Annotated in this window: 15 protein-coding genes; 7 read left to right on the top strand and 8 right to left on the bottom strand. The window is 33.8% G+C overall.

The annotated features are described in order from the left end of the window. Positions 1-81 precede the first annotated feature (81 nt). The 3 genes from QXW15_RS03850 to glgX are packed head-to-tail and all read left to right on the top strand — an operon-like array spanning position 82 to position 4207. Positions 82-1293, top strand: coding sequence for an enolase (locus QXW15_RS03850; protein ID WP_342789997.1), 1212 nt, complete (start codon positions 82-84; stop codon positions 1291-1293). After that, complete coding sequence (gene dph5, locus QXW15_RS03845) at positions 1293-2054, top strand: diphthine synthase (protein ID WP_055040740.1); 762 nt, start codon at positions 1293-1295, stop codon at positions 2052-2054. Before QXW15_RS03850 ends, dph5 begins: the two co-directional genes overlap by 1 nt. A gap of 44 nt (positions 2055-2098) precedes the next feature. Next, entirely contained in the window at positions 2099-4207 is a 2109-nt protein-coding gene (glgX, locus tag QXW15_RS03840) for a glycogen debranching protein GlgX (protein ID WP_342789996.1), read from the top strand. On the opposite strand, the gene treZ is transcribed toward glgX, so the two are convergent. From treZ to QXW15_RS03820, 4 genes are read right to left on the bottom strand one after another with little or no spacing between them, the layout of a single operon-like run. After that, positions 4204-5898: a malto-oligosyltrehalose trehalohydrolase gene (treZ, locus tag QXW15_RS03835; protein WP_055040738.1), complete on the bottom strand. Its 1695-nt coding sequence runs from the start codon at positions 5896-5898 to the stop codon at positions 4204-4206. The two genes, glgX and treZ, sit on opposite strands and share 4 nt — an antisense overlap. Beyond that, entirely contained in the window at positions 5899-8349 is a 2451-nt protein-coding gene (gene treY / locus QXW15_RS03830) for a malto-oligosyltrehalose synthase (protein WP_342789995.1), read from the bottom strand. It abuts the gene before it with no gap. Positions 8350-8392: 43 nt separating this feature from the next. Further along, positions 8393-9310 (bottom strand): alpha/beta hydrolase, encoded by a 918-nt coding sequence (locus QXW15_RS03825; protein ID WP_052656651.1) that lies wholly within the window; start codon positions 9308-9310, stop codon positions 8393-8395. A gap of 42 nt (positions 9311-9352) precedes the next feature. Then, the gene (locus QXW15_RS03820; RefSeq protein ID WP_048100877.1) at positions 9353-10537 is read right to left on the bottom strand and encodes an MFS transporter; all 1185 of its coding nucleotides are present in this window, start codon (positions 10535-10537) and stop codon (positions 9353-9355) included. A gap of 246 nt (positions 10538-10783) precedes the next feature. Between QXW15_RS03820 and QXW15_RS03815 the strand changes: the two genes are divergently transcribed. Both QXW15_RS03815 and QXW15_RS03810 read left to right on the top strand, forming a co-directional pair. Then, positions 10784-11683, top strand: coding sequence for a hypothetical protein (locus QXW15_RS03815; RefSeq protein ID WP_055041095.1), 900 nt, complete (start codon positions 10784-10786; stop codon positions 11681-11683). Between the two features lie 238 nt (positions 11684-11921). After that, on the top strand, positions 11922-13358 hold the full coding sequence (locus QXW15_RS03810) for an APC family permease (protein ID WP_055041094.1): 1437 nt from the start codon (positions 11922-11924) through the stop codon (positions 13356-13358). An 18-nt stretch (positions 13359-13376) separates the two neighbouring features. On the opposite strand, the gene QXW15_RS03805 is transcribed toward QXW15_RS03810, so the two are convergent. From QXW15_RS03805 to sufC, 3 genes are read right to left on the bottom strand one after another with little or no spacing between them, the layout of a single operon-like run. Further along, entirely contained in the window at positions 13377-14594 is a 1218-nt protein-coding gene (locus QXW15_RS03805) for a SufD family Fe-S cluster assembly protein (RefSeq protein ID WP_342789994.1), read from the bottom strand. A gap of 30 nt (positions 14595-14624) precedes the next feature. Next, positions 14625-17075 carry a Fe-S cluster assembly protein SufB gene (gene sufB / locus QXW15_RS03800; protein WP_342789992.1) on the bottom strand — a complete coding sequence of 817 codons (2451 nt, stop codon included), beginning with the start codon at positions 17073-17075 and terminating at the stop codon, positions 14625-14627. 5 nt (positions 17076-17080) lie between these two features. Next, on the bottom strand, positions 17081-17824 hold the full coding sequence (gene sufC, locus QXW15_RS03795) for a Fe-S cluster assembly ATPase SufC (protein WP_048101321.1): 744 nt from the start codon (positions 17822-17824) through the stop codon (positions 17081-17083). 87 nt (positions 17825-17911) lie between these two features. Between sufC and QXW15_RS03790 the strand changes: the two genes are divergently transcribed. Both QXW15_RS03790 and QXW15_RS03785 read left to right on the top strand, forming a co-directional pair. Continuing rightward, positions 17912-18559: a helix-turn-helix transcriptional regulator gene (locus tag QXW15_RS03790; RefSeq protein WP_342789991.1), complete on the top strand. Its 648-nt coding sequence runs from the start codon at positions 17912-17914 to the stop codon at positions 18557-18559. Between the two features lie 60 nt (positions 18560-18619). Continuing rightward, a complete protein-coding gene (locus QXW15_RS03785) occupies positions 18620-19090 on the top strand; it encodes a DUF1940 domain-containing protein (protein WP_342789990.1) in 471 nt (156 codons plus the stop codon). A gap of 26 nt (positions 19091-19116) precedes the next feature. Here the strand turns inward: QXW15_RS03785 and QXW15_RS03780 are convergent, their stop codons facing one another. Beyond that, positions 19117-19740, bottom strand: coding sequence for a hypothetical protein (locus QXW15_RS03780; RefSeq protein ID WP_342789989.1), 624 nt, complete (start codon positions 19738-19740; stop codon positions 19117-19119). Positions 19741-20020: the final 280 nt, after the last annotated feature.

The raw sequence follows: 20020 nt of genomic DNA, 5'->3' as shown, positions 1-20020 counted from the left end.
ATATTTTTTGCCCGATGAGAGAAAAATTTTAACATTATTATTATATCAATAAATTTTTATGAAACAATAAGATGTACATATATGAATGAAGTTTTGCAGATAACCGGTTCCTCGGTAAGAAAAATTTTCGATTCGCGCGGGAATATAGCGATAGAGGCTACAATTAACATTGGAAATTATTCAGGAACTTGCTCTGCACCTGCGGGTGCCAGCACAGGCGAAACCGAGGTAATCGCCTATCCTGATAGGGATGTTGAAAAAAGCATAGATTTTTATAATAGAAATATAAGAAATGCCATAATAGGCTTTAACGCACTTGCACAGAGGTCTTTTGATACATTACTCCACGATCTTGATGGTACCGATAATTTTTCAGCCATGGGAGGTAACCTTGCAACCGCGCTCTCAATAGCAAATGCAAAGGCTGTGGCCAGCTATCTTAATATACCATTATACAGATACGTTGGTGGCCTAAATCCGGCAATACCAAGGCCTCTTGGAAATATAATAGGAGGTGGCAAGCATTCAAAAAGGGGAACAACAATACAGGAGTTTCTGGTTTCATCACAGGGTAAATCCTTCTATGATTCTGTTTATTATAATATTCTGGTGCACAAAAAGGTTGGGGAAATTTTATCTGATAAATTAAAAAACCAGAGTGTTGGCCTTGGTGATGAAAAGGCATGGACTGCCGATGTTTCTGATGAGGAGGCAATAGATATAATGAAAAGCGCTGTAAATGAAATTTCATCAGATAATAAGGTTAAAATACTTCTTGGTGTTGATTTTGCAGCAGATTCCTTTTATAATAATGGTAAATATATTTACAAAAATAAAATATTATCCAGGGATGAGCAGATTGATTTTGCAATTTCGTTAAATAAGGAGCATGGATTTTATTATATAGAAGACCCATTATTTGATACAGATTTTGAGGGTTTTTCTGAAATAACGTCAAAAATAGGAAATAATGCCCTTATAGTTGGCGATGACCTTTATACAACAAATCCTGAAAGAATTAAAAAGGGAATAGAATTGAAATCCACAAACGGTGTATTGATAAAGGTTAACCAGATAGGAACATTATCTGATACAACAGAATCGGTTAAGCTTGCGACTAAAAATAAAATGGAAACTGTTGTTTCACATCGCAGCGGGGAAACAACTGATAATTTTATAGCCCACCTTGCTGTTGGATTTAATTCAAAGCTGATAAAATCTGGAACAATAGGCGGTGAGAGACTTGCTAAACTAAATGAACTAATAAGAATAGAGGAGGGTTTGATAGACTAATGCTTAATATAATAGGCATTGGCCTTAGGGGATATAAAAGCATAACGCTTGAACAGCTGGATGCCATTAAAAATTCAGATATTGTATATTTTGAAACCTATACGTCAATTTCACCTGAAAATACTTTTGATTATCTAAGGTCCATAACCGGTAAAAAGTTAATTAAGGCTGATAGAAACACAGTTGAATCATCCAATGAAATAATTAAAAATGCTTTAAATAGCAATGTTTCCTTTATAGTTACGGGGGATGCACTCACTGCAACAACACATAATGAATTGCGGCTTGAGGCAATAAAAAATGGTATTGATGTAAAAATTTTTGAAAATGCATCAATTTTTACAGCTTTTCCATCCAGAACGGGTTTATTTAATTACAGGTTTGGGCCTGTAATATCACTTCCATTCATATATGAAAATTTTTTTCCCCTGAGCGTGTACGATAAAATATATAAAAATTATGTTAATGATTTTCATACGCTTATCCTGCTTGATTTAAAAAATGGCCGGACAATGGAGATAAATGAGGCACTGGATATTCTCATTAAAATGGAGGAAAAAAGAAATGGCAATATAATAAATTATGACACATTTATTATTGCTGGCTTTAATATAGCCCGGGAGGATGAATATATAATTGCCGGCCATATTAAGGATGTTATAAATAAAAAAATATCAATGTCGCCTGCCTCAATTATTCTTCCGGCAAAGTTAAATGATAAGGAAATTGAATTCGTTAAAATTTTTTGTGATAATGTTTAATTTTTTATTGTTAAACATTTTATATCAATATGGTATGCAACTATATGTATAACCTAAAGCCAGGACATAGTTATCCTCAGGGTGCAACCGTTTATGAAGACGGCACAAATTTTGCAATATACTCAGAAAATGCCACAGCGGTAAGCCTTGAATTTTATGATACACCATATGATGAATATCCAAGTGAAACAATACATTTAAAGGAAAAAGATGGATATATATGGCATGTTTTTGTATCAGGTATTAAACCTGGAACGCTTTATAATTACCGGATTGATGGACCGTATAAGCCGGAGCTGGGTCTTCGTTTTAATAAAAACAAACTTTTAATAGACCCGTACGCAAGGGCAATAACATCAGATGTTACATGGAATAAATCTGTTTACGGCTATGATACAGATAGCGATCAGAAGGATCTATCATTCAGCACTGAAAACGATTCTCAGTTTGTGCCAAAATCAGTTGTTTATAAGGATAACTTTGACTGGAAGGGTGTGGAAAATCCAGATATTCCATGGAATAATACATTGATTTATGAAACCCATATTAAGGGTTTTACAAAGCTCAGGGCAGATATTGGTGAAAATATAAGGGGCACCTATAGTGGACTGGGATCGCAGAAAATGATTGATTACCTAAAGGATCTGGGCATAACTGCTGTTGAAATTATGCCTGCCCAGCAGGAGGTAACAGCGGAATATCTTTATGATAAAAAGTTGACAAATTACTGGGGATATGATACAATAGGCTATTTTGCACCAGACATCAGATTTTCGTCAACGAAAAAACCTGGGGACCAAATTAATGAATTTAAAAACATGGTAAAAAATCTTCATGAAAATAATATAGAGGTTATAATGGATGTGGTTTATAACCATACAGCAGAGGGAAATGAACTTGGACCTACCCTGTCATTTAAGGGCATCGATAATCTTGTTTATTATAAGCTTCAGGCTGACAATCCCAGATACTATTATGATGTAACCGGTACCGGTAACAGCCTTGATGCCGGTCATCCACAGGTCCTCAGGTTAATAATGGACAGCCTTCGCTACTGGATAACTGAAATGCATGTTGATGGCTTTAGATTTGATCTTGCATCAGCCCTGGCAAGGCAGCTCTATGATGTTAACAGCCTTTCCGCATTCTTTGATATAATTTATCAGGACCCTGTAATATCAAGGGTAAAATTAATAGCAGAACCTTGGGATGTGGGGCCCGGTGGATATCAGGTTGGAGAGTTTCCACCCATGTGGGCCGAATGGAATGGAAAATACCGTGACGCCATAAGGCACTACTGGAAGGATCGTGGTGTAAATATAAGCGAGTTTGCAACAAGGATATCGGGTTCGCCTGATCTTTACCAGACGAGTGGCAGGAGGCCACATTCAAGCATAAACTATGTAACATCACATGACGGTTTCACAATGTATGACCTTGTTTCTTACACAAACAAGCATAATGAGAATAATCTAAATGATAATAAGGACGGCACTGATGACAATATAAGTGAAAATTTTGGAATAGAGGGTAAAACAGAAGATAATAAAATAAAATATCTTAGAAACAAAAGAATAAGAAGCTTTTTTATTACATTATTAACATCTCAGGGTTCACCAATGATTCTTGGTGGCGATGAAATAATGAGAACTCAAAATGGCAATAATAATGCTTACTGTCAGGATAATGAAATTTCATGGTATGACTGGAATCTCGATGATGAAAGGTTAAAACTCTTAAATTTCGTTAAAAATATGGTAAATATAAGAAAAAAATATGCGGTATTAAGGCGCAGGAACTTCTTTAAGGGCGAAATAATACCGGGAACAGATATTAAGGATGTTATATGGGTAAAGCCTGATGGTACCGAGATGTCCGAGGAGGACTGGACGTCAGGGAATAATAAAGCAATAGGCGTTATACTCACAGCAATAGGAATGGAGAGGGTTTTCAGTGAGCCGGTATCCTATGATAACCTAATGCTGATATTTAATCCAACTGAGGATAAGATAAATTTTTCAATTCCAAAAAGATGGAAGAAGGCACAGATAATTATAGATTCGCTTCCAGAACATGAAAATTTTCCAATTGGTATATCAGACACAGTTTTGAATATTGAACCACAATCAGCGTACATACTTGAAGAACCCTAATTTAATTTTATTAATATATCAAATTTGTTAATAATATTATTTTTAGATGTTGTATAAATTATGCCATGACCATTTATTTTTACATCTTTTTCTGATAGAGAGAAATAAACAGATGCATTCTCGTAACCTATTTTTATAACATTTTTTTCAGGCATATATAATTTATATTTCTCAGAAACGTATTTTTTTCTTAATGAAATTAAAGTTTTATAATAATTAACATACATGTCTGATTCATTCCATGTTAATTTTGAATTTATGAACGTTTGAATATCCGCTGGATTGGGAACATCCTGTGACCATGAAAAATCTGAGAATTCTGATTTTCTTCCATTAAAAACGGATTCGGCAAATTTTTTATCTGGTGGGTCAACAAAGAATAAAAATGGGCTAACCTCACCGTATTCCTCTCCCTGAAACAGCATTGGTGTGAATGGTGATAAAATTATCATGCCTGCAAAAAATTTAAATTTTTTATCCCCAAGAATTTTCAGCGGCCTTTCCCCAAAGGCACGGTTTCCAATTTGATCATGGTTGGAATCACAAACAATTAGCCTGTTTTTTGGCATATTTTTGAACACCGTACCACGTACCTTGTGCAGATAGTTTGAATAAACACCATTATAATCATAACCGTATTTGAGGCATCTAATTATATGTTCAGGGCCTCCATAATCTGAGTAATACCCGGCATTCTCTCCAGATAGATATGTAAATATTGAATGGTGGAAATCGTCATTCCAGTGTGCATCCAGACCATATCCACAGTTTTTTACAGATTTAACCAGTGAGGAATCGTTTTTATCTGTTTCAGCCACAATCTTAATTTTTCTGTTATGTTTTTCACCGAATTGCTTGGCTATCAATGATATTTCCTTAATAATATTAACCGGTGAAGAATCATAAATTGAATGAATTGCATCAAGCCTGAGGCCATCAAATTTGTATTCGTTTATCCAGTAAATAACATTCTGTAGAATAAAGGACCTTACAGGGTCTGAAAATGGGCCATCAAAATTGAAGGTAGGGCCCCATGGATTTTTATGCTGATCAGAAAAGTATGGGCCGAGTAATGGTAAAATATTGCCCAGCGGCCCGGCATGATTATAAACAACGTCCAGTATAACATTGATGTTATATTCATGTGCCCGGTCTATAAAATGCTTTAATTCATCTGGAGTTCCATAGGAGAATGCAGGGGCATAGGGGAAAACACCATCGTATCCCCAGTTTCTTGTACCGTAAAACTGTGACAGGGGCATAATTTCCAGGGTATTTATTCCCATATCTTCAAAATGTTCAAGTTTTTCCTCTGCGCCTCTGTATGTACCGTATTTTGTAAATGTTCCTATATGTATCTCCTCTATTATTGTATCATTCATGTCGTAAACTCTCCATTTATTATGAATGAAATTATAATCGGGATTAATTATCTGGCTTGGGCCATTAATCCCTTCCGGTTGAAATCTTGATGCGGGGTCTGGAATTTCCACGCCATCTGCAATTATTTTATATTTTTCACCAAAATGCCCAGGAAAAACAGCACTTTTAAAACCATATGGTGCATCATGCATTATTATTTTTTTATTTTTATCCAATAAATGTAGCTGCATATTTTTGATTTTTGGTGCCCATACGTTTAGAATAAAATTATCATCATATTTCTTAATTCCATGGTATAATTCATCCATTTAATCACCATTAAATAATACTGAGAATGGAAAAATATCAAAAATCTCTGAAAGTTTTAATATCTGAATGGATTTATATTTCCTTCCTGTGAGAATATCCTTAAGATCATACTTTCTGGGTAATACAATCTGTGCATCACCCCAGAATTCACGAACCGGCTCATTTATACCATTAAGATCTGTGGCAATTTTATTGCTGACAATTACAATTATTTTATTGCCTTTATATAATCTTTCAAATGCTATTACATTATCCGATAACATACCTGTACATTTTAATGGAATATAATCACCTGAAAAAATATTGTTATGTTCTTTCCTGAAATTTAATAATTGATGGTTTACATACATTTTTAATTCCCCTGATATTATCATTTTATTTATATTACATTCATATATATTATCAATTTTTTTAATTTTGTTAAGTATTTTCATAAGATTGCCGAAATTTACACTCCTTCTATTATCCGGATCAGTAAAATTATTGTTTAAATATTCTGATCCCTGATATATATCTGGAATTCCGGGAGACATGATTTTTAATATATTCTGCATGATTGAATATAAATTGCCATAATATTCTAATGACCTATAAAAGGGCATATATATATTTTTAAAGGTATCCGATTTTATTGCCCTCTCTATAAATATTTTTAAATGACCTTCATAGTCATGATTCGGAAAATTCCATGATGTATGAATCTCTGCCTCCCTTACGGCCTTGATCATTTGACCGGTGACCCTTTCAATAAATGTGCCTTCCCAGTATTCTGGTGATTCCGCCAGAAGTATTTGATAAAAATAATATTCCTCATTTTTATCTGGAATTTCAATACCATTGTGTTTATATTTAAAATTATCTGAGATTTCATGAAGATTTTTAATTAAACTTCCCCATAAATCTGGATCGTTATAAATTGTTATTATCCTTGACCTTATATCATCCCCCAGCTTTGTATCATGTGTTGATAACGTATTAATTGAGTTCATATAATTTAATGCCTTATATTTATTATAATCATGGAATTCATCTATTGTGATAAAGTCCCTGAATAAATTGCAACCAACCTCATTTTTACCAATGTTAAGATTATACCGGAAGAAAATATTGTCCTCCATGGATTTTGCCATTACCGCCGGGAGAAACTGCTGTAACCTTTTGAGACAGTAATAATCATTGCTATCTGGTTTTTCCAGCATGTTAAGCATTATGCCCAATTCATTATTTTTTATATTTAAACCCCTAATGTAGTCAGAAAACCATGTTAAATTGCAATTCTTTGAAATGTAAATACGGTATAATGGAAAATTTGCCATTATTTCCAGCAGCATTTCCCTTGTGCCAGCCAGTGTTGCCTCATGCCCGTAAATATGTTTTATAAAATTATTATAAAATATACCGGATAAATAATCAAGCTCGGATCTATAATAATTTTCAATGTAAAATTTTTTCCTTAGGTACAGCATTTCAGATAAATTATTTCTATTCCCGGTAAAATCCTCATAAATCTCCCTTAATTTACCAGCATTTGTTTGATCAATAAAAACATATGTGGTGTAATAAAGAAAGTCATAGCCTGTGGTTCCGTCAACACCGAATTTTGGGCTTAATTTTTCGTCCCCGGTAAGAATTTTCTCAACGTATACAGGAATTTTCATGCGTTTTTTTAGATTTTTAAGATATGAAAATGGATCAAAAAGCCCGTCAATATGATCGAGCCTTATGGCCGCAATAATTTTATTTTTATATAATTCAATAATCTTTTTATGCATATCCTTAAAATAAATGCGCCTCTCAGAATGAACGGCTATGAGTGAGTTTACTGAAAAAAATCTTCTGTAATTTGTGCCGGATATGCAGTTAACCCAGTACATTGGCCTGAAGTACTGTTCGCATAAAATTTTATCCTTGCTAAAAATATTATCAGTGTCGGTATTGGAATAATTTAGATTATTCAAAAGGCTAAATTTTTGATTATTTATCAGTGCAATCTTTTTATCCGCGTCTATTTTTATGTCATTTAATGAGTCAATATAATTATTACCAAGCACCGGCATAATTATTGATTCAAATGGAAAATCAGGAGTATTAATTAAATCAAAAAAATTATAATATTTTGATTTTTTTCCAAATTTAAATACATCCTGAAGGTATACATTTTCATGATTCAGGCCCATATGATTTGGAACAAAATCTATCATGATGTTCATGTTTGTTTTTTCAAGCATTTTATGCAGTCTTAATAATCCATCCTCCCCGCCTATTTCTGGATTTATCTCAGAATAATCTGTAACATCATAACCATGCATGCTTCCAGTTGTACTTTTTAAAATTGGGGATAAATAGAGTGATGAGATTCCAAGATCATTAAGATAATATATTATTTTCTCAAGGTCCTGAAATTTAAAATTTTTATTAAGCTGAACCCTGTAAAATGAGGAGATATTCATTAAGATAAAAATTTTAATTAAATATAAAAAGCTATTTATTCCCTTACTGTTTCATAAATTCAGGAATCATTTTGGATACCATAATAACCAGATTTTTGGCCGTTTCTGAAATATTAAAGTCAGTGGCAAAACCATGTATCATGCCAAGCGCCCTAATGCCAATTGCCCTTATACCGTTATTCCGGAGTTTTTTATAATAGGCCTCTGCTGGATCCCTAAGCGGGTCATTTTCGCCACTTATAATAATTGCCGGTGGAATATTTTGAAAATTTTCTTCCAGAACAGGCGAAAAATAGGGATTAAGAACATCTGTTTTATCATGCATATATGCTGAACCAAAGTACTCTATTGCACTTCCGGTTAAATTGTATCCATTATAAAAATCCATAAATGATTTGGAAAAATTGTCAGGTGCAAGTGATGGATAAAAAAGAACCTGTACATCAGGTGTCTTTAATTTATTATCCCTTGAAAATAGGCACAGAGCGGCTGCGATATTGGCACCTGAGCTGTCCCCGGCAGTACCAAGCCTCCCACTGATGCCAAATTCGTCTCTTTTATTGTATATATATTCAAAGGAATCCAGTGCATCTTTTACTGCTGCAGGAAACCTGCTTTCAGGTGCAAGTCTGTAATCCACAGATATCACCTTTAAGCCCGATTCCATGCTAATTAGCCGGCACAGATTATCATGTGTATCAATGCTTCCTGATATAAATCCGCCTCCATGAAAATAAACAATGCCATCGTTAAGTTTTTTGCTGTTATAGAGCCGTGCCCTTAATATTCTGCCATCCAGCTTAATTGAAAAATCTCTAACATCAGGTATGTCTATTTTATTACCTGATACGGCAAGCATGGCATCATTCATCAACTCCCGGGCCTCCTTATAATCGAGCCTCGAAATATCTGGATTTCCTTTGGAATCCTCAATTATTGATTTAAAATCAGGATCAATCATAAAATGTAATATGTTGATTTATTATAAATTATATCTGTAAAATTATTTTAATTTTATATTCTTGGTTTCCGGAAGCATTAGAGTCAAGATAATTGCAGCAACCATAATTAATGAAAGAAAAATATAGGCATTAAAATAATTGTTTCCATGTATTAATAAGGACATTAATATAACACCGGTTACAGCACCGATTTTTCCCATCATTGAGGAAAAACCATATGATGACCCCCTAAATTGCGTTACAGTGACCTCTGCAGGAATTATTCCGACGGTTGCACCACCAAAGGCATTAAATAATTCCAGCAGGGAAAATAAAATTATAATGCCTTCTAAAAAATAAAAATACGGGAGTAAAAGAAATAAAGCAGACATAAGTGCAAATCCGGTTATTTGAATTGATTTCCGGCCATATTTGTCCACTCTTTTCATAACGTATATCCCTGATGCTATGCCTATAATGAGAAAGAATGTTGTTAATAATGCATTATCAACATTATTTACAAAATTGCCAAGTTTTAGTATTGTCGGCAGCGTTAGGGATAATCCGTATGCCACGATATCATATAAAAACCATATAATGGCTGCTATTATGATGTTCCTTGCATATAATTTTGAAAACATATCAAAAAATCTGGTTTTTACAATTTTTTTCTCCCACATTTGTGATTCGGGTAATGAAAATCTCATAAATTCAATTGTAGCTGCAGGAATTATGGAAATCCCAAGCATTAATCTCCACCCGTAATTTCCACATGGAAATAGAAAAATTGCTGCTATGGCACTGCTTATTGAACCAATACTGAAAAAAACAGTGGCGAGGGCCATATAAAATCCCCGGCTTTCCACAGGACTAACCTCTGCTATGTAGGAATTTGCCACAGGATACTCTGCACCAAGAACTATTCCGAGAAATAATCTTGAGAAAAATAGCTCCAGAAAATTGAATGAAAATACAGATATAATATCAAATAATATAAAAAATATTAATGTGGATAGATATATCCGCCTGCGCCCAAGTATGTCGCTAATATAGCCTATTATAACAGTTCCTATTATGGCACCGATAATAACTGATGCAATAATGAGGCCATATTCAAATGAATTTAGGTGTATATATTCATTAATTAAAAGTATTGCAAATGCAATAACTGTTAGCTGATAACCATCAAGATACATGCCAAATGATGATAGCACAACAATTCTATTTGTGCTTATGCTTTTTTCCATGATCTAAAATATGGCTGTTTTATAAAAATCTCTCTATATAAAATATATATATTTTTATTTTACATTTTACTGATATTATCCCGTTTATAATATCCAGTATGAGCTTTACAAACCAGTAGAAAAATTTTTTATTGAACCAGCCCCATGCCCATTTATTATTTTTATAAGATTCCCAAAAATGATAAATGTTTATAGCATTTAGCATTACAATGATATATGATAAAATAAATAAAAGAGTGAAAATAAATGCTTAATTTAAGTAAATATGAAAGAAAACGCAAAAAAGGCATTGCCATTGCCACAGCCCAGCTTCTTTTTCATATAGATCATGATGTGGACCCTAATCAGGATATAAAGGGTTTTATTAATATTTTAATGAATAAAACCGAGTCTGTTGCAACAGCTTATGGCTGGACGTCAGGTTCAGAGCTGGCACAATTGATTTTGCAGGAAGGCCTTGACACAGGTGAGGTAAAACTCAGGCTTTTGAAATACAAAAATAAGAGTCGTTTGGCAGATAAAAGGAGGCATAATGACATTAAGAATTCTGTTATTAGTTATTTATCTAACTACTGCCAGAGGTCTAAAACCTATGAAGGATTAATAGACCAAGTTCAGTATTTTCCGGATTTTAAATATAAATATTTAGATTCTGGAGTTGACATAGACAGGGAAAACATAATAGATATTATGAAAACATTCGATGAAAAAGACAGGATGTATATACTAAAAAATGTTAATGCCGAAATTGACAGGAGGGATGCAGGCTATTCCCTTGGAGATGAATTAGAAAAATATCTAAACGATATAGGACAGGAATACGGCATTGAATCCTATATTGACGAATTTGAAGTTGATGGGAAGAATTATTTTTCATTCAAAATTTTTATTGGAAATAGAGGAATTCTTAGCTCTTTTAATGGTACATTCAATGAATTAAAAACAGCACTGGCAGGGGTGGTGAGATCAGAATCGGAAAATAAGGTTACATGCCCATTCTGTGGCAGGAAAATAGTAAGATATGTTGCCATGAATAAAATTAAAAATTGTGAATGTGGTGCAGAAATTGTTATTACACCATACATGGTAAGGAAAAGGGGCGTAATTTATTCCAGAACAAGGATATCTTTCAGAAAACCTGACTAAAAATTAGTATGGATTCATAAATATTAGTATTAAATGGCAAATTATATTCCCATTAAATATTTCATATTTATAATGCAAAAACATAAAGCATAATATCAATCCAGAATGAGTTGAATAAAAAGTATATCGTTAGGTATAATCCGATTATGCTTATAAAATAAAAATAATACGTATATTAATTTGCAATTTACTTTACTCCTCAAAATGTTTAAATCGATAAAAAACTCATGTATTGATTATGGAAAAAGTTAGTGAATCTAAGAGACTTAAAAGGAATGCCGCCGGATTCTATCCTCTTCTTGGACAGGCAATAGCAATGATTTCACCTCTTGGTGCCGTTGCTGCAACCATGACTGGAGCTGCAGGATATGCCCTGGGGTCCCTGCCACTGGCATATGTAATCTCCATTATAGGTGTATTAATATGGATAAACACACCGTATCAGTTTTCGAAAAAGATAAATGGTGCTGGTGGTTTTTACACATTTAACTCTCAGGGTGCTGGTCCACGGTATGGTCTCATAATAGGTTATATGATGTGGTTTTCATATTTCATGGTAATTACCAATGCAATATTATTCACATCAGGGGTTTTTATACCTGGAACAATATCATACTTTCTTGGAATTAGCATAGGTAATTATACATGGATTCCAATAATGACCGCCTTTTTGATCATAATAACGATAATAGCCTATCTGGGTATAAAACCATCACTGGCCTATAGTTTTACAGCATCAGCAATTGAAATAATCCTGCTTATAATAACATCGATAGTTATTATAGTCGCACTTGGACCAAAAAATACGTATGTTCCATTCACAACAGGACCTGCTCATGGATTTGCAGGTGTTGGTGTTGGCATGGTTCTTGCCATATTCTCAATGTCAGGTTCATCTGCCGTGGTCACACTTGGTGAGGAGGCAAAACAGCCAAGGAAAAATATAAAAAAGGCATTATTAATAAGCTTTCTAATAACAGGTGTGGTGTTTGTCCTCACATCTTATGCATTAACTGTCGGCTGGGGAATTAACAGGATGAATAAATTTGCAGCATCAAGCGTGCCCGGATTAATAGTGGCCGATAAATTCCTTGGCCTTCCATTTACCATTTTATTGTTCGTTTTTATAATAAACAGTTTATTTGCAGGCTCACTGGCTCCGTTAAATACAAGCTCAAGAATGATATTTTCAATGAGCAGGGATGGGCTTGGACCCTCATTATTTTCCAGGGTTCATCCAAAACATAAAACTCCTTATATTGCTATAATAATAATCGCTGCCGTTGCATATTTTATATCGTTAATAGCAGGCATATTAATTGGGCCATATGATGGTTTCGTTTATCTTGTTTCTGCATCTTCCGCTGCACTGTTTATAGGACATATATTAAGCAACTTTGGATTAACAAAAACATACATGAGATTAAAAGCATTTAAACCAACACTGCATTTAATCATACCGTTGATTGCCACCATAATCCTCTTAATAGCGATGTATTACAGCTTTAACCCTCCAGCATATCCTGTAGATTATTCAATAATAACCGCCATAGTTTTCATAATACTTACATTAATAGCAGTGCTTATATATGCTAAAAAGCATCCGGATAAAATAAAAAATGCCGGGAAGAGCGATATGCTTGTGCAGGATGAATTGATGGAGGGAAAATTATAAATTAAAAATTTTAAAAAATTAGTTAATATTAATTATTTTTGATATAATTTTTTTTGCAAATTCATTGTCAACATGGTCATTAATATATCCAAGGAATCCCTGGACTATAAGTGATATAGCATCATTTTCCGATATGCCCCTGGACCTTAAATAAAATACCTGCTCCGGATCTATGCTTGATATTACCGATGCGTGCTTTGATTTTGTATCGTTATTTTTGATTAACAATGCAGGTTTTGAATTTCCCTTGCCATTTTCAGACATTAAAAGTATGGCAGAGCTATAAAATCCTGTTGACTTTACACCATCAGGTTCTATATCTATATTTCCCCTGTGCATTGTTGAACTCTGATCAAAGACTATTCCCTTAATATTTATGTCACAGTTTGAGAATTTTCCATACTGAAGGCTTGAATCCCAGATATCGTGTTCCTGGATGCCCCTTGTTATATTTATGCCATAGGAATTAAGGGTGGTATTATCGTGCATCTCGCTTTCATGGTTATATATAACCCTACCAGACCCAGTATTTACATCAATAATTTTTAACTGTGCATCGTTATAGAGTACTGGCCTTACATATGTTATATTTGCTGAATTTAATGATTCATTTTGAATATAATTATAATCCACCTTTGAGTTTTCAAGGCAGAATATATATATATTTCTTCCATGTATGCCGCTGCCATTATCCTCAGATTCGTATAAATCCACTATGGAGGCTTTTGAATTTTTCCCTATGATTACTACATTTTTAACTGTAAATGATGAATTTGCATCCTGTTCTGATTTTATTTTTATTTCAGCACTTGTATTATCCGGGATGTAAACAAAATAACCGTTTTCATATGAGAAATTTATTAGGTTCTCCTTATTGTATTTGCCATATACGGTATCAACGTATTTTTCAAATAAATCATGCCTTTCCTTAAAGGCATTTTTCATATTTGATGTGTAAATATTCTTATCCTTATTATTAAGGATTATTTCTGAATCGTTTACAATAATATCATAATTTATATCAGGATTTTTTGATTTTTTAATGCCAACATACATTTCCCCATGCGCCATTTTGTCAAGTTCTTCATCGGCTATATGCACATAGGTTTTCCTGTCGGGGCTTTCCTTATATGGGGGATCAGGATATTTAAGATAGTAAATATACGCCTGCTTGCGGTATTCTATATCGAAATCCCTAAATCTCTCATTTAAAGTATCCAAATAGTCTTCTATCATTGAATTATCACCTTAAAAAAATATAAATATTTATCCAACGGCACCCATTTTGGACATCTCCAGCTTTACAAGCCTGTTCATTTCCACTGCAAATTCCATGGGTATCTCCTTCATTATGTCATCCATAAATCCGAGTACTATCATGGATGAGGCCTCATCCTCACTTAAGCCCCTGGACCTAAGATATGTAAGCTCATCAGTACCTATTTTGCCTACAGTGGCCTCATGGCTGAACTCTGCTGTTGGCTCATAGATTTCATCATAGGGATATGTATAGTTCTTTGAGTCGCTGTTTATTAGAAGTGCATCGCACTGGACATGGCTTTTTGCACGCTTTGCACCCTCATTCATCCTTACAAGGCCACGGTAAACAGTTAAACCGTCATCCAAACTTATTGATTTTGATACAATCCTTGATGTTGTATCCGGTGCCAGATGTATTGCCTTTCCTCCGGCATCCTTGAATGTCCCCTTGGTTGCAAGGGTTATTTGAAGATTGGATGTTGAGGCCCCCCTTCCTCTAAGATATGATGAGGGATATATCATTGTTACCTTTGATCCTAATTCTCCTGTTACCCAGTCCATATGGGCACCCTCATCAACCCATGCCCTCTTTATCGGCAGGTTATATACCGAATCTGACCAGTTCTGAACGCTTGTATATTTTACATTTGAGTTTTTATGTGCATATATTTCAACGATGGCGGTATGCAGCGAGCTTGTGTCATATCTCGGTGCGGTGCAGTTATGTACCGCAAATCCTTTTACAAGATATGAATTATCTGAATCAACCTCAAGATTATAAACAATATCATTGTATTCCTGGCGTTCTATTTTTTTAATTGGAACAAAATAATAATTGTTTTTATGCCTTATTCTGTGGAATTTGGCATTTTCTGTGTATTCTATTGTATAATGTTTGTTTCTTAGATTTATTATTGCAAATATATTGCTTCTTGATAATATTTCCTGAATCTGAAGTGCAAGTATTTTCGAATGCACTGAGATTCTTACATTTCTTGATCCACAGGATCTGGAGTAAAGATTTCCACGAACCTTTGCATATGAATCTATGATTATTTTCTGTTTCTCGGGAGGCAGCTTCATTACTGTTTCTGAAAATATTTTTTCATTTGAATTCTGCCCTGCATTGTGAATACAAAATTCAATCAATGGCTTTGAATATGTTGAAACAGTATATTTTTTGTTTGATTTAATTATACTTGCCTGCTCCCCCATATTTTTTATTATGGAGTATAATTCGCTGGCATTTTCATTTTCCCTGAACGAGAATAACATCTGGTACATGTTTAAATGCCTGTTGAATGATATAACTCCAGATGCTGTGTAAAATCCAAGGATTCTTAGCATTGATTCATTGATTGAATCATTATCCTGAACCTCCAATGGTGAGACATAAACAAGAAAATCTCCTGGATTTAGTTCATCAGCTCTCCTGTACTGGGGTTCAACGGCCATTAATTTTTCTGTGGATATTTCATAATGCCCATTATTTATCCTTACTGATACCTCCTCCCTTTTTATGCTTAATACGGGATGCTCTGATGTTGCCCTGAATGTATTTACAGGCGATGCTGGAACTATATTATACATGAACCCATTATATGGATGCACGTATTTGCGTGTGATTTTTCTTTTATTTCCTGTGTTAGATATTACACCATCGTTTGTGAATAATTGATTGATTGCTATAAATTTATCACCCTGGCTTATTAACTCATCCTCTGGGAGGCAGCCCTCTATGTAATGAACCTTTGCACCCTCATCTGCTATTACTATTGTATGCTCAAACTGTCCGCTCTGCTCACCATTTAACCTGAAATAGGTCTGTAATGGAAGGTCTATTGTAACATTTTTTGGTACGTATAAAAATGAACCACCGGACCATACAGCGCCGTTTAATGCCGCAAATTTATTATCGCTTGGTGGTATTGCCTTGCAATAATATTCCCTAACAAGATCTGGGTATTGCTGCACTGCTGTGTCCAGATCTGTAAATATTACACCCTTTTCCTCCCATTCCTTTTTCAGGCTGCTGTAAACGCCCTCACTGTCATACTGTGCAACTGAGCCTGCGAGATACTTTTGCTCCATCTGTGGTATGCCGAGCTTATTAAATGTTTCCTTTATTTGATCTGGAACCTCATCCCAGCTCTTTGCCTTAACATCCTCCGGTTTTGTATAATATGTTATCTCATCAAAATTAATTTCTGAAAGATCAGGCCCCCACGTTGGCATTGGCTTTGATAAAAAGATTTCAAGCGCCTTTAATCTGGACCTCCTCATCCAGTCAGGCTCCTTTTTTATATCTGATATCTCCTCAACGACTTTCCTGTTAAGACCCTTGCCAGTTGAGTATACCGGGTTTATTTTATCATAAAATTCATAGTCTGATTTTTTGCTGTGCTTTAAACTTTCGGTTAATTTTTCTATTTCCTCATCCTTATTATAATCTTCCATATTCATCACGCCTCAATCCATTCAAAACCTTCCTGCTCTATTTTATCGGAAATCTCCTTACCACCATTTAATACTATTTTTCCATCCCTTAAAACATGGACAAATTCAGGTATTATGTCCTTAAGTATTCTCTGATAATGTGTTATTATTAGGAATCCCACATTTGAATCGTGCAGTTTTTTAATCTCACTAGAAACCAATTTAAGGGCATCAACGTCCAGACCTGAATCTATCTCATCCAGTATTACAATTTTTGGCTTGAGTATAACCATCTGAAGAACCTCAAACCTTTTTCTCTCACCGCCAGAGAAGCCATCGTTTACAGATCTTGAAATAAAGGATTCATCCATATCAAGGTCCTTCATTGCAGTTTTAACCATATTAAAGAAATCCCTTAATGGTAACTTTTCATCTGGATACAGGTCATTATAGGCTGTCCTTAAAAATGTTGAGATTTTAACGCCGGGAATGCTAATTGGGCTCTGAAATGCCAAAAATAATCCCTGCCTAGCCCTTTCTTCTGGTGTGGAATGGGTTACATCCCTTCCGTTTATTATTATATTACCATCCGTTATTTCATAATTTGGATGGCCTATGAGGGCCTCGCCAAGAGTTGATTTACCGGCACCGTTAGGTCCCATGAGTGCATGTATTTCCCCTGATTTCACTGTTAAATTTATACCCTTTAATATTTCCTTTCCTGATGCGGAAACCTTAAGATTTTTTATTTCCAGTACTGTATCTGTCATTATAATGTATATGATTAATTTGTATATAAACATTTTATTATGTTTAAAGTGACTAAAATATATATACCTATTAGTTATATAAGTAATATGGAAAATATAATTGATGATTATTTGGGTCAAAATAAAAGCAAAATACTAAATTCACTACTTTATGAGGATAAAACTCTTGAGGAATTATCTTTAATAATTAGGATAAATAAAAATGCTGTAAAAGAGCATATAAATTTTCTCGAAAATAAGGGACTGGTTACATCATATTTTGTCAGGGCGAAATCTGGCAGGCCAAAAAAATATTACAAAATTACAGACAAGGGTATGGAATTATTCCCCAAACAGTATATAAATTTTGCAACATTATTGCTGGAGGAAATGCAGGACACTATAGGCATAAACAAAACGAATGAGATATTAATGAAAATTGCATCCAGAATGGTTGATACTAATAATTATCTTGATTTTTCACAGATGAGCAGGGATAAAAAAATAGATAAATTAAGGGAATATGTTAATCTGCTTAACAAGCTTGGATACTATGCTAAAATTGAGGTAAATGAGGACAATGTGAAAATAATAAGGCACAATTGTATCTTTTATGAACTGGCAAAAAATAATAAAAATTTGGTATGCGGTTCACTGGAAAAATCAATAATAACGGATAAAATTAACGATAATTTTTCTCTTGTTGAGACATTTGCAGACGGGGATAACAAATGTGTTGTTGAAATAAAAATATAACATACAATTTAGTTTTTTTAGTTAAAATAATTAATAATACAAAATTGAAATAAAGTCTCCATGGAAGATGAAAATCCATTAATGGAATACTGCGACCTGATTGATGATTATTTACCTCTTGATCATGAGTTTTTTCTCTATGACTCTGAGTTTAAAATGGCTGAATCTTTTTTGGGCCTTGCCATTGCAACGGCAAAGAATATAGAGGAAACAAGGGAACTCCTTGATGTGCTTGATACCCTAAATTCTCACATATATGACAGTGATACTGTATTAAGCGATGAAATCAGAAAATCCTTAAGGCACTATAATAAGGAATGGATAGATGCCAAGGAAAAGATGAATTCCGGAAATACATATACCGCAAATTTGATCATGGCAGCTGCCCATACAAGGCTTATGCTTGCCCATCTTTATAAATTAAAAAACATGGATCAATTTAAGGATTTTGTAGATGATTATACCCTGGAATTCCTTGGAAAGCTAATTAATAAAATGCTTAATGTTGCAATGGGAGATGTTCTTTTATAAAATTTAAAATAAAAAATATTATAAAATTATAAGCCCATCATTGATGAAATAGTTGAATTAACAATTTTCTTTGCATCACTGTAGTTTATCCTGCTGTTCCAAGTTACAAGGAAAAACAGGTTATTTCTGTAGCCGAATCCCTGTGCAGTTAAATTGCCATTGTTGGATGGAAATACCGAGTACTTAAACCCAGAAAATGATGTGCTATTACTGATTATCCCTATAGAGGTTATATTTGAGCTTGTAAGGTTATGGCCTGTATTTGACCTATAACAGGCTAATTCTCCATTATAAAGTGATCTATAGGATAATCTTGCATCAGTTGCATTTTTAAAATAGAATTGTTCAATAATAACCCGATCATAATGCGGAATTTTTGACCCACTGGAGCTTGTTGAATAATATCCATAACTGTAGATAACATACTCTGCTTTCGTAACATTAGAAGGGATACCTGGCTGGGAAGAAATATTGAATGAATTTGTATATGTTAACGTGACCCTAGAGTTTATCTGATGACCAATATCTGAAGATATAGAGGAGCTTGATGGGAAACCAAAATGCTCATATTCAAGTTCAGCAGAAACAACGCTAATCACTATTATTGCGACAATTACCGATAAAATTATATAAATTTTCTTTTTATCCATTAGCCATCATTGCTTTATCTTACATATATATTAAAAGATTTATTATAAGTAGAAAATAATAAAAACTAATAAAATTATTTTTATATATCACTTATTATAATTTTGGATGCCTTTTTAACCGTCTCATTAATTTAAAATTAAATCCCATCTTAAATCGTATAAATATAAAAAAAATTTGAAAATTCTTTATTGAAGGCTTCTATTAAACTGTCAAGTTCACCTAGAGAATCATAATAAAAAAGATATTAATAAAATATTTAGTTTCTTTGAATAGAAGAAA

The sequence above is a fragment of the Acidiplasma sp. genome (assembly GCF_038728925.1).
Lineage (GTDB): Archaea > Thermoplasmatota > Thermoplasmata > Thermoplasmatales > Thermoplasmataceae > Acidiplasma > Acidiplasma aeolicum.
The sequence above is the reverse complement of the archived record's forward strand: the minus strand, read 5'-3'. Positions and strand labels throughout refer to the sequence as shown.